Origin of the sequence: Singulisphaera acidiphila DSM 18658 (assembly GCF_000242455.2) — a bacterium.
Classification (GTDB): domain Bacteria; phylum Planctomycetota; class Planctomycetia; order Isosphaerales; family Isosphaeraceae; genus Singulisphaera; species Singulisphaera acidiphila.
Genome location: NC_019892.1, coordinates 8,309,506 through 8,323,952 on the forward strand (window position 1 = coordinate 8,309,506; position 14,447 = coordinate 8,323,952).

12 protein-coding genes are annotated in these 14,447 nt (G+C 64.6%); all 12 read right to left on the reverse strand.

Annotation, left to right across the window (positions count from 1 at the left end):
* Window positions 1-59: 59 nt before the first annotated feature.
* Window positions 60-1,334 (reverse strand): glycosyltransferase family 4 protein, encoded by a 1,275-nt coding sequence (locus tag SINAC_RS32365; RefSeq protein ID WP_015249762.1) that lies wholly within the window; start codon window positions 1,332-1,334, stop codon window positions 60-62.
* Window positions 1,335-1,448: 114 nt separating this feature from the next.
* Window positions 1,449-2,237, reverse strand: a complete 789-nt coding sequence (locus tag SINAC_RS32370; RefSeq protein WP_015249763.1) for a class I SAM-dependent methyltransferase — start codon at window positions 2,235-2,237, stop codon at window positions 1,449-1,451.
* A complete protein-coding gene (locus tag SINAC_RS32375) occupies window positions 2,234-3,535 on the reverse strand; it encodes an oligosaccharide flippase family protein (protein ID WP_015249764.1) in 1,302 nt (433 codons plus the stop codon). The genes SINAC_RS32370 and SINAC_RS32375 overlap by 4 nt, the downstream gene beginning before the upstream one ends.
* Before the next feature lie 2 nt (window positions 3,536-3,537).
* Window positions 3,538-4,545: a methyltransferase domain-containing protein gene (locus SINAC_RS32380; RefSeq protein ID WP_015249765.1), complete on the reverse strand. Its 1,008-nt coding sequence runs from the start codon at window positions 4,543-4,545 to the stop codon at window positions 3,538-3,540.
* A 125-nt stretch (window positions 4,546-4,670) separates the two neighbouring features.
* Window positions 4,671-5,447, reverse strand: coding sequence for a polysaccharide deacetylase family protein (locus SINAC_RS32385; protein ID WP_015249766.1), 777 nt, complete (start codon window positions 5,445-5,447; stop codon window positions 4,671-4,673).
* Window positions 5,444-6,544, reverse strand: a complete 1,101-nt coding sequence (locus SINAC_RS32390; protein ID WP_015249767.1) for a Gfo/Idh/MocA family protein — start codon at window positions 6,542-6,544, stop codon at window positions 5,444-5,446. The genes SINAC_RS32385 and SINAC_RS32390 overlap by 4 nt, the downstream gene beginning before the upstream one ends.
* Window positions 6,545-6,580: 36 nt before the next feature.
* On the reverse strand, window positions 6,581-7,534 hold the full coding sequence (locus SINAC_RS32395; RefSeq protein ID WP_015249768.1) for a glycosyltransferase: 954 nt from the start codon (window positions 7,532-7,534) through the stop codon (window positions 6,581-6,583).
* Window positions 7,531-8,664: a DUF362 domain-containing protein gene (locus tag SINAC_RS32400; RefSeq protein WP_015249769.1), complete on the reverse strand. Its 1,134-nt coding sequence runs from the start codon at window positions 8,662-8,664 to the stop codon at window positions 7,531-7,533. The genes SINAC_RS32395 and SINAC_RS32400 overlap by 4 nt, the downstream gene beginning before the upstream one ends.
* On the reverse strand, window positions 8,649-9,830 hold the full coding sequence (locus SINAC_RS32405; protein WP_015249770.1) for a glycosyltransferase family 2 protein: 1,182 nt from the start codon (window positions 9,828-9,830) through the stop codon (window positions 8,649-8,651). The genes SINAC_RS32400 and SINAC_RS32405 overlap by 16 nt, the downstream gene beginning before the upstream one ends.
* 285 nt (window positions 9,831-10,115) lie before the next feature.
* Window positions 10,116-11,441, reverse strand: a complete 1,326-nt coding sequence (hemL, locus tag SINAC_RS32410; RefSeq protein WP_015249771.1) for a glutamate-1-semialdehyde 2,1-aminomutase — start codon at window positions 11,439-11,441, stop codon at window positions 10,116-10,118.
* A 279-nt stretch (window positions 11,442-11,720) separates the two neighbouring features.
* The gene (locus SINAC_RS32415; protein WP_015249772.1) at window positions 11,721-13,019 is read right to left on the reverse strand and encodes a hemolysin family protein; all 1,299 of its coding nucleotides are present in this window, start codon (window positions 13,017-13,019) and stop codon (window positions 11,721-11,723) included.
* 361 nt (window positions 13,020-13,380) lie between these two features.
* Window positions 13,381-14,388: a porphobilinogen synthase gene (hemB, locus tag SINAC_RS32420; protein ID WP_015249773.1), complete on the reverse strand. Its 1,008-nt coding sequence runs from the start codon at window positions 14,386-14,388 to the stop codon at window positions 13,381-13,383.
* Window positions 14,389-14,447: the final 59 nt, after the last annotated feature.

The following is a 14,447-nucleotide window of genomic DNA, read 5'->3' on the forward strand; positions in this document are numbered from 1 at the left end:
CGATCCGTCCTCAACGTTGCTTTTCTTGGTGGGATACAAACGCATGCACCGGCTCGTCGTCAGTGCTCGGAAGCCGGCAGCTTCGCCTCGACCAGATCCCACGCTTCGCCGCGAGGACTTCGCGAGGATCGATGGCTCAAGTGGAGAATGGATTCGGTGTGCCGCGGATCCCATCCCGGGTCGAATTCTCCGAACGCCGCAAGCAAGGCCCGCGCGGAGTTCGACCAGGTGAACTGAGCCGCCCGGCGAAAGGCCGTGCGTGCCAGTTCATCGCGCGCGGCCGGGTCCTCGAAGATCCGCCGCACGGCTCTTGCGATCGCGCCCACATCGGTCGGGTCAAAAAAGAGGCCAGCGTCCCCAACCACTTCGGGCAAGGAACCCGCCGTGCTCGAGATCACCGGGGTTCCGCAAGCCATGGCCTCGACCGGAGGCAGACCGAACCCTTCCATCAAGGAGGGGTGAGCCAGCACATAGGCCCGACTGTAGAGATAGGCCAGGTCTTCGTCGGGCACGAACCCGGTGAACAAAACGCGGCCGTCCAGTCCGAACCGCTCCACCGCCGCCCGCAGTTCGGGAACGTGCGTGTGGAAGACGTCGCCGGTGTCGCCGACCAGAACCAGGCGAACGTCCGCAGGCGCAGCGGCCGCGAACGCCTCGATCAGCCGTGACAAGTTCTTATGTGGGCTCAGCCCCCCAACATAGAGCACGTACCGGCTTCCCGACTCGAGCCCGTAGCGGGCCAGGACCGCATCCGACTCCGGACCTCGGGGCCGGGGGCGAAATTCCGCGCCTGGGCCCTCGCTCACCACACAGATCTTCTCGGCGGGCAAGCGGAACCAGGCGATCAGATCAAGTCGGGCCGACTCCGAAACGGTGACGATCCGATCGGCCCAGCAGGCCGCGGCATGCTCCTTGAGCATCCAGGAAAGCCGCCCTTGCCAGGTCGGAAAGACGAGTTCAGGGTGGGCGAGCGCCAGGGTGTCGTGCATCGTGACCACGACATGCTTGACGTTCCAGACCGGGAAGAACGTGTAAGTCGCCGGGAAATAGATCAGGTCGATGCCCGCGTTCGCAACCGCCTTGCCCATCGAGAACATGTCCCGAACCCGCCGTCGGCCGGTCGCGGAGGCGGCATTGGTCGGGGCCTCCCCCACATCCACCAGCACCGTCTCGAAGCAAGCGGGGACCGAGGCGGTCGCCGCCGAAGGGCGATCGATGAACACGACGATCTCATGAGGGTTCGGCACGTCCGCCAGCGCGTCCAGGACCTGTCGGGCGAAGCGACCAAACCCACGTCGGTTCGCCAGGCAGCTTCCATCGATTCCCACTCGCATGGCGAAGACCTCCTCTTCGGCCGGGTGGCCCATCCCTCGAAGGCCGCGACAGCAGCCCTCAACCTCAATCGAGCTCGCCAAGAGCCTCTCTCAGCAGGCAAGTCCGACAGACAGTCACCGTTCGTCATTGCGAGAGACCAAGAGCATCGTGCTATGCCCAAACGGCAGCCGCGCGTTCAAACGGCCCGCGACCACCGCTTCGGCGGTGGCGACGCTCCCCATCAGCCGGTTCACCCAGGGATGCGGCAACCGAATTCTCAGACCTCCCCCCGAGGGATGACTGCTCGGACCGGCTCGGCCCGACCGGACCAGGCGACCACGCAGCTCCTGAACCAAGGCGGGAAGACAGTTGGCATGAGTCGCATGGCTAACCGTGAACCCGGAGACCTCGAAAACTTTCACCAAGGCTCCAAGCCTGTACCCCCCCTCGACTGCTGGGGACGCCGAGGTCCACGCTTGCGCGTTTGAACGCACCAGGGCAACTCCGCCGGGTGCGAGCACCCGGTACAACTCATCCGCTGCGCGGCGGTCGCCGTCTTGGGGAAGATGCTGGAGCACATCAAAGCACGTAATGACATCAAACCTTGACTTTCCAAACGGCAAGTCGAGAGCGCTCCCTCGGACCAAGGGGAAGGCGTGCCGACGTCGGGCATGCGCGAGGGCCTCGGCGCTGGGGTCGAGCCCGACCACGGAACCGATTTCAGGGCGGCAGGCCAATCGGAGCGCCGTCTGTCCGGTGCCACAGCCGACGTCGAGTGCGGCCAACCCCTGGCGACCGCGAAGCGTAGCGTCCAGCCAGTGGGCCCCGAGCCGCCACATTCCGAGCGACCACCAGTGCGCTGCTTCGACTTCGGCGAGCCGATCGAAGTAAGCCGGTTGTTCGATGGTCAAAACAGCCGTCATGGCAAGAGCCCCCGCAAGCGATGCCGCCAGAGATACCAACGGGGCGAGAGGCCAAGCTTGGCCAGCATCCGCAAGCCGCCGACCGCCGCGACGATCTCGATCGCAAGCAAGGCCCACCCCACTCCCCAAGGCCCCGCCCAGGCTGCCGCGGCAGGGACAAGGACCAGGGCCAAGAGCACGAGACCGACCGTCTGGTCGAACACCCAAGACTCGCGCCGGCAGGCAGTCAAGGCCGCCTGGATGAAGCTCGCCGTCAGCAGCCAGGGGAGCCGCGCTGCGATCAGGACGAGCCAGGGCCCCCCCTCTCGATAGTGCTCGCCAAACAAAAGCGGCATCCAGCGCCCGGCCATGACCATCAGCACCAGCACCGCAGGCAGGCTCAGCCCCCAGATCCGGACCAGCGAATCCTCAATCAAACCCCGAGCAAGATTCGCCCCGCACGCCCATTGTCGCGCGATCGCAGGCGCAAGTGAGGCCGGTAAGACAAGGCCCAGAGCCACAAACCCGAACACGATCCGCCTCGCGGCCGCATACGAGCCAAGCTCCGCGCTGGCCCACCAGCCCAGCACCAGCAGGTCGGCTCCATAGAGACTGACACGGCCAAACCGGGTCACCCCCGCAATGGCGCCTCGGCGGGCCACGACAATCCAGGCCCGTTTGCGGAATCGGACCCGAGGCCAGCCAAGCTGACCCAAGTGCCAGGCCAACGGAACGATCGTTCCGGCCACTTCGGCAAAGACGACGCTCCATGCCGCCCGGAGGAGGTCGCCCGGGTTACGGACCAGGCTCACCGCGAGGCCGACATAGGCCAACGAACGTACCCCTTGCGCCAGGGCGATCCACCCGAAACGCCCCGAAGCGCGGAGACCAACGTCAGTCACCAGGGCCGAAGGGATCAGGATCAGGCCGGCGATCGCCACGACCGGTCCGCGCTCGGGGCCGGCCAGCACAGCCAAGCCAAGGATCAACGCATACCCCGTCAATGCGGCCAGACCACGGAGACCAATGAGCACATCAGTGAGTGGTCGAATCAGCGAAGGCCGACGCGCGGCTTCGCGATAGACGATGACGTCCACCCCACCGCGAACCAACACCAGGAGCCAGGCCGCGACGGCTGCGGCGTATTCCAGCCGAGCGAAGCTCGCCGGGCCCAACCGACGCGCCAGGTGAACCATCACGGCAAATCCGAGAAGGTTCGCTACCAGCTCCGCCACGAGCACCCAGCGCAGTCCTCTCGGACGCCGGGACACCGACTTCGGGCCGACACGAGCAACCGTTCTCGGGCGACTGGCCGTCATGGTCACGCCGCCCCTCCTTTGGTCGCATTCAACTCCCAGAGCGGGCCAATGGCGCGAAGGAGGGCCCGCGTGAGGCGATGCTTTCGCGCAGCGGAATAGACCCGGATCCCGCGTCGCTGACGGAGGGGAAGCGAACGGGCCCATGTTTCGGGCACGCCCGGCACGTCGACCTCAATCCCTCGCAGTCCGGCCGCCCGCGCAAGCTGCCCTGCCTCGTTGGCCGAGAGGGTTCGCGGCGGCCAAACCTGCCGCAGCCGCAGCCGCAAGTAGCTGGGAACCCACTGTCTCGGCAGCCAGCCCAGGCCCCAGAGACCGACGTGCGGGTCGGTCGTCAACGTGAAGCGATTGGGCGACCAGACGATCAGGCGTCCCCCCGGCTTGAGCACGCGGACCCACTCGCGCAAGGCTTGCCCTGGGTCGTCGAGATGCTCGATCAGGCTGTCGGCGACCACCGCGTCGAACTGGTCGTCGGACCAGGGAAGGCGCTCGGCCGATGCCGCCACCAAGGTTCCCGATAGCCCTCGGTCAGTCAATCGTCTCCGCGCCACGACCAGCCACCGCGACGCGATATCCACCCCTTCGATCGACCGACCCGACCGCAAGGCCGGCACAAGCAACCCCCCCGTGCCGCAGCCAACCTCGAGGATGGCCCCCTCACGCGGCAACCGCGTGGCGAGCGCCTCACCCCGGGCCTCGGCCCCGGCGATGTGCCGCAGGAACCGTCCTCGGCGCGCGTCGAGCACGTCATCGGTAATCGCATAGTACGCCTCGGCCAATCCCTGCAAGTCCGTCTCGGGCTCCAGCGCATGCAGCCGCTCGGCCTTCGCTCGCTCAGCCTTGAGGTCGAGATAGCGGTCGGATTTCAGCCGAAGATCGACCAGCCCCGCTACCAGCGGAAACGACCGCCCACAGCCGGTGCAAACCGGCCCCTCGGTGCGGTCGAGCAGCACCCCACGGCAGGCCGGGCATGCGAGCGTCGTTCCTTGTTCGACCAAATGATGATGATCCATGAAACGTCAAGATTCCCGTGAATTTCCGCGGAGCCCCAAGAGAGAAATTTGCTCAAAGCAGGTGTATGAAGCCCAGCTTGTTCCTGCTGCAAGGTAGGCATGGCCCACCAAGACACCTGCTCACACTACGCGGACAATTCAAATCTCCAGGAGAAAGGATGAGTCATCGCCCCCCGACCTTCGCGCAAGGTTCGCCGAAGCCGAAGCCAGCCTTGGAGACGGCCGGTAGCCAGGCGATCCAGGACGCGACGCGAGCGAAGGTAAAAGGCGTCGATCCGCGAGATCTGATGGAGATCCTGCTCGCTGTTGGCCGTGTCGAGCCGAGTGCCGAAGGCTGCGGCGAAGTGCCGCCGAGCGGCCTGGCGGATCCTTGGGTTCGAGCGACCATAAGGGTAAGCGAACAGGGGACAAGGGCGACCGAGACGCTGTTCGATCGCGTCGCGCGACCCGCGCAACTCCTCGTCGAGTTGCCCGTCATCGCAACGGTCGAGCGGCAGGTGCGTGCGCCCGTGCGCGGCGAACCGGAACCCGAGCGACCCCAGCGATTCAAGCTCCGACCAGGAGAGCAACGGCCCTCGAGGAACATGCGCGGGCTGGCCCGGCCAGCCGTTGTCGGAGCCGACCCGATCGGTGACCAGGAAGACCGTCGCGGTGGCCCGATACCGTGCCACCACGTCGGCCACCTCGACGATCGATCGAAGTCCATCGTCAATCGTGAGGGCAAACCCCCGCTCGACCGGGGGACGGCCCTGCGCGATCCAGGACGCAAGGTCCACCGCCTGGAAGCCTGCGCTGGTGAGCGTCGAGAGGGTCTCGGCGAACCATGCGGGATCGGTCGCGGTGACACCCCCCGTCGCATCAAATGCGTGGTAGGTCAAGATCGGCAAACCGCCGGCTCTCATCCCCAGGGCTCCTGGGCCACGCCCACGGGTTCGCCAGCGACGATCCGGACCTGCCGTTCCTTGAGCGGGATCTCCTGCCCCAACGTATTCGAGCGGTAGACCGCGTCGATCATCTCGGTCACGCGACAGCCGTCCCAGCCGGTCGCTTCCAACCGAGGCTGCGTTCCCCCTGGCTTGGTGACGAACGCTTCCATCTCCCGAACGAGCGACCGCTCACAGCCGAAGAGACCGCGAAACCGCCGTTCGGAGACCCGCTCCGCCAGGTATCGCTTGGTGATCCGCCGACCGGTTTCGAGCACGCCCGTCAGCTTCCAAGGGGCCGTCTCGATGTGCAATCGGCCCTCGGTCCCGCGAATGTCGATCGTCAAGTAGCCTTTGGGAAGGGTCCAGGAGGAGCGGACCTCGGCGGTCCCGCGATCGTGGTCGCGGAACCAGGCAGTCGCCTCCGACTCGCACCCCTCCGGCAAGCCCAAGGGGTTGCTCACATTCCCACGCGCAGCCACCACCTCACCGAGGAAGCGGCGGACCAAGTCGCAGGCGTGTGGGCCATTGTCCATCAGGGTACCGCCCCCCGCCCGAGAAATATCGGTGTGCCAGCTTCGGAGAAACTCAGGGGAGGCCATGTGGCCAATCTCAGCCTCGACGTGCTCGACCCGGCCGATCGCCCAGTCGCTAACCAGTGCCAAGGCATCACGGATCGGCGGATAGAAGCGATGGTTCAGGCCCGTGGCCAGACGGAATTGAAGCTCATCGGCGCGGTGAGCGAGTTGGCGGGCCTCTTCCGGCCGCACGGTGAGCGGCTTCTCACAGAGGACCCCCTTCCCTGCCTCCAGGGCCATGCTCGCCTGCTCAAAGTGATCGGCGTGAGGGGTGGCGATCACGACGGCGTCGACTTCGTCCCACGACAGCGCAGAGGCATAGTCGGCGACGACACGGACCCCATGCTGACGACCCACAACCTTGGCGACTTCGGGGTTGGCGTCGTGGACCGCGACGAGCCGGCAGCCGCGCGCCGCCATGATCGCGGCCGCGCGCTGCGCTCCGAGGAAACCCGCTCCCACCACCAGGAATCCCACTCCGAGCCCGTTGGCTTCCATGCCCGCCTCCTCTGAGTAGACGCCTTCAGTCGTTCGTCATGCGACCGTCCGCCCTCGCGCGGGGGGTCCCAACCACGTTCCCGCTGTCTCGCCCGCCGACCAGGCCGCAAGCAAGAGCGACAAGGAGGGTACGGCAGACAGCCAAGGCCCGATCCCTCGACCGCGCCTGGTCAAAGTCGCGGTAATCCGCCGAATCAAGATTGCCGGGACCAGAGGCGCGGCGGCCGAGCGGATCAATCGCTCGGACCAGCTCATCCGTCCCCCTCGAGCCGCCCCGTAATGCCGGGCATGATCCCGGCGCTGACGCAGAGCCAGGCTCAAACCCCCTCCCCCTTGAAACTCGACCGCAGCCTCGCTGGCCATCGCCAAGCTTGCCCCTCGTTCGCGCAACCGACGGTGGATCTCCACTTCCCAGAACCCAGCCTCCCAGAGGGCTTCGAGCCCTCCGAGCGCATCACGGCGATAGAGAGCGTTATCGCCAGGGGGCTCGAACTGCTCGACCTTAGGCAGTGGCCTGAGATAGTTCACATATCGTAAGAGATAGACAGCCCGATCGGCGGCTGAGAGCCGGGGAGCCGGGTCGATCGGTCCTCCGACGGCAGCGGCCCCGGTCGATTCAAGGCATCCACGCAAGGACTCGAGCCAACCGCAACTCGGAATCATCTGTGCGGTCGAGAACGCAACCAGTGGCGAGTGGGACGCATTGAGGCCGTCGCGCCAAAGTTCAGGGGCCAACGTGCCGGGCGGCTTTCGGAGGATCCGAAGACCGGGAAACAAGGCCCTGGCCCGATCAGCTGACCCATCACTTGACGCATCGGCAAGGATCACTTCACCTTGCTTGCCAACTTCTTCAAGGAACCGAGCCAGACTCGCGGCGATCGTCGCGTTCGCCTCGATCGAGGCGAGCACCACGGAAACCGTGGATGATTCCCCTGATCGAATCACTCGGTTCACAACCGATTGAGGCCCGGCCTCGTCGACTCGGTTCATGACGAGACGACCTTCCCGGGGCAACTGACCCTGCTGTGCGGCCCTCGATAGACTGAGGCCGAGAGCCGATCCCAGTGGCGCTGGACGACGTGGTTCGAGTGCGGCACAAGCGGTCGCTTGACCTGATCGATCGGATCGCCGACAACGTTGATGGCCGACAGGTCGGCGACCCCCAGCCCTGCCTCTTGAGCATAGCGCAGGTAGCCGATTTGCAGCGGGTCAAAGCCCATGACGGCGGCCGCAACGGCGTCGACCGCGACGGCGTCGGTCCCCGCGATCACGGTCCCAAGCCGGACGGGCGTGCCGTGCTTTGGTCCTTCACGGTGCATGGCCGTGAACGCATCAACCACACTGATGTGCGGTTTCACCCGCCTGGCCAGCGCGACGAGGTTGCGGTTCATCGCCTCGACGGAGTGGAGATAGGCGAGATCGGCCGCCGACAGGCTCTCGAACGTGTCGCGCCCGGCGAGCCCGCGCAAAATCGTCCGCGCGTTCTTGACGCGGCCCATCAGGCGGGTCAGCCGATTGACGACGACGTTATCCTGTTTGAGGAAGTCGACGACCATTTTTTTCCAGCCACGATATCCGTTCCCCCCCGCGGCATGACCGTGCATCATGATCCGATCGGCGAGGTGGATACTGGAGAGCATATTTTTGAGGCTGAAGGTGACCATCGCGGTGACGTGAGTCTTGGCCAGGGCAAGCGAAACGCGGCAGGTCGACTCGTCGATCGTGCGTGAGAGCCGAGCGACCCGCGTGCAACCGTCGACGCCGATCAGCTCGATCGGCTTCCACTCATTCTCATCGCGATTGAGGTCGAGGAAGTCAACGGGTCGACCGAATGTTTCGCGATGGTAGCCGAACCGGACGAATCCGGCCGTCGCGTCACTGGCCCCCTCGGCCACAGTGGCATGACGTGCCCCTGAGGCGAACAGGGAGTCGAGCGTGGCCGAGAGGATATCGGCATGGGTCGAAGGAAGCTGGTTCTGATGACTGACGAGGTTCGGTTTGACCAAGACCTCGGGAGTCACGCACGCGCGAAGGTCGTCGGCGACCAGAGCGAGCGCCTGCGCGGCGGCACCGCGACGGTTATCGCTCCGGACGACGGCCACGTTCACCGTTTTGTCCATCGCGGGAGCCTCCTTGCCTTTTGCTTGCGGGGTCGTGGGGAGGTTGTCCCAGTCCCTGCTCCTACCTCTGCGGCGAAGTCGCGGCGGACACCGGAATTCGGGTTGAGTTGCGGTGAGGCCTCGGACGATCGCCGGACGGAGAGATGCCAAAGCGCCAGGGCGATGACGACGGAAAGACCGCAGCAGCAGTAGTACAAATAATGGAGCGCAAGCGAAGCGGCCGCGAAGAGCCAGCCCCGTCGACGCGCCAGGAACCGGTAAAAGTGCCGATTCATGCTCACGATCAGAGCCAAGCAAGCCACGACAAGGCCAAGCAATTCCGGACGCCAGGGCGCGGCCAGAATGGCCAGAGTCATGAGCCCGGCCGCCGCGACGCAAAGCTTCTGGTCGTTCTTGACGTTGAGGTCGGTCTCGACGATGCCCGACCGCTTCATCAGCAGCATCCAAGGGACGCCGCGTTGAAAGATATCGGTTTTGATGACGGAGCCGAGCGACCAACGCTTCAGGTGCGTGGCCTGGACGTCGCGAGCGAGGATGACCTGGCAACCCGCGCGGGTCAGGCGATAGCCAAACTCGATGTCCTCAATGGCAGGGCGACGGTACAGGTGCGGATCGAAGCCGCCCAGGTCGAGGAAATCCTGGCGGCGGATCGCGCCACAGCCGGTCCAGAAGGTTCGCGCGGGCCTGGCCTCGGCGACGAACTCTCCCTGCTGGTGGACGAAGTGGTGGAGGAGATTACGGAACTGGCTGATCACCCCCGGATGCGTCGGGGCATCATCATACGAACCGAAGAGGGCGGACAGATTCGGATCGGCGTCGAACCGGCTCACAGCCCGAGACAGCGTCTGCCGATGAACGGCGACGTCGGCGTCGAGGAAGAAGACGATCGAGGCCGTCGCCGTGTGGGCTCCGAGATTCCGTGCGGCCGCGGGCCCTAGCGCAGTCTCGTGGCGAACAACAATAGCGCCATACGACTCGGCCAGGGCGGCCGAATTGTCGGCTGAACCGTCATCGACGACGATTAGTTCAAAGTCAGCTTGGTCCGATTCACGAAGCCGCCGGAGGCAGCGCTCGAAGTCGAGACCTCCGTTATGCACGGGGATCACGACCGAAAGCGGCGGCCTCCGCGGCTCCGGGTACGCCGGACCGGCGGGGACATCGTCCATGATCCACCCTCGCCCGTCAGAATTCGGACCCGTGCCGGAATGCGTCCCCGTCCTTGGGATCGCCCGAGCACGTGCCCAGACCGCCGTCAATCGAGGCGGAGCGGAAGTCTTCTCAGAAGCCAAGTCGTAGGGTGTTTCGTCTTCGCAACCGTCCCGTCGCAGCAAGTCGCGACGTGCGGCGGAACTTTAGCCGGAACCGCCGGACCTGTCAACGCAAGCCTGTCGGCAATCGTCCGCAACGACTTTAATCATTGAAACGCCCACCCAACCGGCTCGACGGCTCAATTAACCGACAATCGCGCGGAGGGCGTCCCTGGCTGCGTCGACGGTGTGATCGATGTCGGCATCGGTGTGCGCGGCCGAGACGAAGGCCGCCTCGAACTGACTGCAAGGAAGGTAGACGCCTCGCGCCAGCATCTCCCAGAAGAAGCGGCCGAACAAGGCAGTGTCGCTCCGCTTGGCATCCTCGTAGTCGTGGACCGGCCCTTGGTTGAAGAAGAGGGTCAGCATGCTGCCGACGCGCTGGACGACGTGGGGGACCTTCGCATCACTGGCCGCCCGCCGCAAGCCGTCTTCGAGCCGGGCCGAGATCGCCTCGAGCCGCTCGTAAGGGGGCGACTCTCGGAGCATTCCCACCGTCGCCAGCCCGGCGGCCATCGCCAGCGGGTTGCCCGAGAGCGTCCCCGCCTGATAGATCGGTCCGGCGGGTGAGACGAAGTCCATCACCGCCGACTTCGCCCCGTACGCCGCAGCCGGCAGGCCGCCGCCGATGATCTTGCCCAGCGCAGTCATATCCGGATCGATCGCGAATCGTTCCTGGGCCCCTCCAAACGCAAGCCGGAAGCCCGTCATGACCTCATCAAACACGAGCATAACGCCATGTTTACGGGTCAGTTCGCGGATCTGCTCGAGATAGCCGGGCCGAGGCGGGACGAGGCCCATGTTGCCTGCGACCGGCTCGAGGATGACCGCCGCAACCTGCTCGGGGAATCGCTCAAACGCGGCGGCCACCGCCGAGACGTCATTGAACGGACAGAGGATCGTATCCTCGATCGCCCCTGGAGTGACGCCTGGGCTGTTGGGAAAGCCGAGCGTCGTCGCAGCCGACCCTGCTTGAACGAGCAAGGAATCAACATGCCCGTGATAATGCCCCGTCATCTTGACGATCTTGTTCCGCCCGGTGACCCCGCGCGCCACCCGGATGGCCGACATCGTCGCCTCGGTCCCCGACGAGACAAACCGAACCTTCTCGATCGACGGCACTGCCGCGACGACCGCCTCGGCAATGTCAACCTCGCGCGTCGTCGGCGCTCCGAAGCTCGACCCATGATCGAGCGCTTCGACCACCGCGTGCCGGACCGTCGGATGAGCATGCCCGAAGATCATCGGACCCCACGAGCCGATATAGTCGATGTATTGATGCCCGTCGATATCGTAGAGATACGCCCCCTCTGCGCGGGCCATGAACGGCGGCTCACCGCCGACCGCCCCAAACGCCCGCGCGGGGCTGTTGACCCCTCCGGGAATCACCTTACAGGCGCGAAGGAACGCCTCATGGCTACGGGAAAGGTCGTACTCGGGCTTCGACGTCGCCGGCGTCTTCGGTTCCATGGTCGTGACTTGCTCACAGAGTTCCGGCGTGCTCAGCACGCCGTCAGGATATCGATCGATCGTCGCTGTACCACCAATCAATGGCTCAGGAGATCGGGGACGGATGCAAAAAAATATCGCAACGGCTCCGCCACTCCATTGATGTCTTAATCATCACAAAGAGCGAAAGTTCTGAGGAACGGGAGCCATCACCAAGGCCTCAAGGCTACCAAGTCGCCCGCCCCTTCAACAGGTCGCCACCGGGGAAATCCAGGCTCCCAGCACGGGGGATGACCACACTCAAAGTTTCCTCTCACAACGGGCCACCAGTAACCGATCGACCCGGTTGGCGTCCATGTCCATGACCTCGAACTTCAACTCGCCCCAGACGAAGCTGTCCGCCACCGTCGGGATCCTGCCCATCTGTGTGACGACGAATCCGGCCAGGGTCCGATAGTCCCCCTCGGGAAGCCGGATCGGCTCGAAAATGTCGCCGAACTCGTCGATCGAGAGCATCCCGTCGAGCAGCCAGGAGCCATCCGACCGCTGCACGGCCATCGGATCGTCGCCCTCGGGCTCGGAGGGCATCCCACCGACGATCGCCTCGAGGATGTCGTTGAGCGTCAGCAACCCTTCGACCAGGCCGTACTCGTCGAGCACCAGGGCGATGTGCGTGCCCGTGTTCTTGAACATTTCCAGGACTTTCAGTCCGGTCATTCCTTCATAGATAAGCAAGGGCACGATCAAAAGTCCCTTGAAATCATAAGGCCGCCCCGCGAATCCGCGAACAAGCAGGTCTTTGACCTGAATAACCCCGAGCACGTTGTCCAGCGTGCCGTCGCTCACCGGGAACCGTGAATGAGGACTCTCGGTGATCTTGCGGCGGACTTCGTCGGGCGAGTCGGCCACGTCGATCCAGATGACCTCCGTCCTGGGGGTCATCAACGCGGATGCTCGCTTATCGCCCAGGCGGAAAACTCGCTTGACGATTTCGTGTTCCACTTCCTCGAGAACCCCAGTCTTGGCCCCCTCCTTGACCAGAGCCCGAATTTCTTCCTCCGTGACCGTGGGTTCCGTGGACGGCCGGATCCCGAGTAACCGGAGGACGATCTCGGTCGAAACGCTCAGGAGTTTGATGATCGGCACACCGACGACCGACAGCAGTCTCAAGGGAGCAGCCACGATGGAAGCGATCCGCTCAGGATTGCTCAACGCCAACCGCTTGGGCACCAGTTCGCCGAGGATCAGGGAGAGGTAGGTGATGCCCGCGACCACGACGGTCAGGCCGATCGTCTCGCCATAGGGCGCCAGCCTCGGGATCTGCCCCAACCTGGCGGCGATTTTTTCGGCGATGGTGGCCCCGCCGAACACCCCGGCCAGCGTACCGATCAAGGTGATCCCAACCTGAACGGTGGAAAGAAAACGGTTGGGGTCGTTCGCCATCTCCAGAGCGATGCGGGCCCGCCGATTCCCCTCGTCGGCCCATTGCCGGAGCCGTGCCTTGCGTGAGACGACGATGGCCATCTCCGACATGGCAAAGATCCCGCTGGCCGCAATCAGCAGCAAAATGAAAAGCACTTCAATCAGGACGGTCGACATCAGCGGGACCTCAACGGATTCGTTCTCATCAAAACGGCGCGAAGCACGGCCAGCTCAGCCCGTTTTGAAGTCACCAGCAAACACACCGGGACCCGCTCGCGGATTCGGAGAAAGCCAAGAAGCGGCCCCCCAGACGAACCACGGCAAATTCACGACTATTAATTTTTCAGCCACCAACATCACAAAGATTTCAAAAACTTACATCGGCATAAATCAAGGAGACTGGCAACGATGTTGAGCGGGCCTGGTCTCCAGATCCCAGGGCTCTCCGCGGCGGAACGGCAAGCAAGCGTGCAATGCTGACGATGACGACCATCAGTCCCAAGGAGGTGTTGCCGATTCTTCGATTCAGGGACATCGATCAGCCCCCGCGAAGCCACCGCGCGGCGTCGAGTGCGTGATAGGTAATGATCATATCAGCCCCGGCGCGTTTGAAGCCGGTGAGAGTCTCGAGCACGATCCGCCGTTCGTCGATCCAGCCGTTGGCGGCGGCGGCTTTGACCATCGCGTATTCGCCCGAGACATTGTAGACGGCGACGGGAACGCGGAATTCGGCTTTGACCCGGCGCACGATGTCCATATAGGCTAAGGCCGGCTTGACCATAACCATGTCGGCCCCTTCGGCGAGGTCGATCTCAACTTCGCGAATGGCCTCATCGCTGTTGGCGGAATCCATCTGGTAGGTCCGCCGATCGCCAAACGAGGGAGTGCTTTCGGCAGCCTCGCGGAACGGCCCGTAGTAGGCGCTGGCGAACTTGGCCGCGTATGAGAGGATTGGCACCCCGGGGAACCCCGCACCGTCGAGACCGGAGCGAATCGCGGCGACCATCCCGTCCATCATTCCCGAGGGGGCGATCACATCGGCCCCGGCCCGGGCGTGACTGACCGCCTGCTCGGCCAGGAGCGGCAACGTGGCGTCGTTGTCCACGTCGACCCGCCCCGCCGTCTCGGTCAGCGGGCCGCAATGGCCGTGGTCGGTGTATTCACAAAAGCAGACGTCGGTGATGACGAGCAGCTCGGGGGCCTGCCGCTTGATCAGCCGCACCGCTTCCTGGACGATTCCCTGCTCCTGGGAGGCCGCCGAACCGGTTGCGTCCTTGTGCTCGGGAATTCCGAACAGGAGGACGGAGGGGATCCCCAACTCGACGACCTCGGCTACCGCCTCACCGAGTCGGTCGAGCGAGAACTGGTACTGGCCGGGCATCGAGCGGATCTCCCTGCGCAGGTTCGTGCCGTGGTAGACGAACAAGGGATAGATCAGGTCATCGACGGTAAGCCGATGCTCGCGGACCAGGTCGCGGAGCCGGGAATGGCTGCGCAGGCGCCTCGGACGATGGAGCGGGTGGCCGGCGTCGTGCGGAAACGTCATCACGCAAATTCCCAAGTAACAAAAAAAAGTCGTGTCGGGATCCGAAATCGGACTCGGCG